This is a genomic window from Myroides sp. 1354 (genome assembly GCF_030324495.1).
Lineage (GTDB): Bacteria > Bacteroidota > Bacteroidia > Flavobacteriales > Flavobacteriaceae > Flavobacterium.
This window is the reverse complement of sequence record NZ_JACAGN010000041.1, coordinates 1-734: the sequence shown is the minus strand read 5'-3', so window position 1 is coordinate 734 and position 734 is coordinate 1. Positions and strand designations below refer to the sequence as shown.

Annotated in this window: 1 pseudogene; it reads left to right on the top strand. The window is 37.9% G+C overall.

Annotated elements, in window-relative coordinates:
• Window positions 1–734: pseudogene (locus HX004_RS17655) on the top strand (hypothetical protein); the annotation flags it as partial.

Below are 734 nucleotides of genomic sequence, written 5' to 3'. Positions count from 1 at the left end.
GGTAACGTTCACTATGACGGAAATTCCTTTACGTATGTCAATGAAGATGGAGATACAGTTACCTTGGATATGTCAACGATTATCAAAGCTAACGAAACCATTACCACCTTAGTAAAAGACCCATCAGGCAACGGACAATACACCTATACCAATGAAGCAGGTGTAGCAGTTGTGATTGACGTACAAGCGGATGTAATCAACAACTTTGAAGAGATCATCAACCAAACGGATGTACAGGAAATCATCAACAACATTATTAAAAATGTAGGGGGTAACGTTCACTATGACGGAAATTCTTTTACGTATGTCAATGAAGATGGAGATACAGTTACCTTGGATATGTCAACAATAATTAAGGCTAACGAAACCATTACTACTTTAGTAAAAGATCCATCAGGTAACGGACAATACACCTATACCAATGAAGCAGGTGTAGCAGTTGTGATTGACGTACAAGCGGATGTAATCAACAACTTTGAAGAGATCATCAACCAAACGGATGTACAGGAAATCATCAACAACATTATTAAAAATGTAGGGGGTAACGTTCACTATGACGGAAATTCTTTTACGTATGTCAATGAAGATGGAGATACAGTTACCTTGGATATGTCAACAATAATTAAGGCTAACGAAACCATTACTACTTTAGTAAAAGATCCATCAGGTAACGGACAATACACCTATACCAATGAAGCAGGTGTAGCAGTTGTGATTGACGTACAAGCGGATGT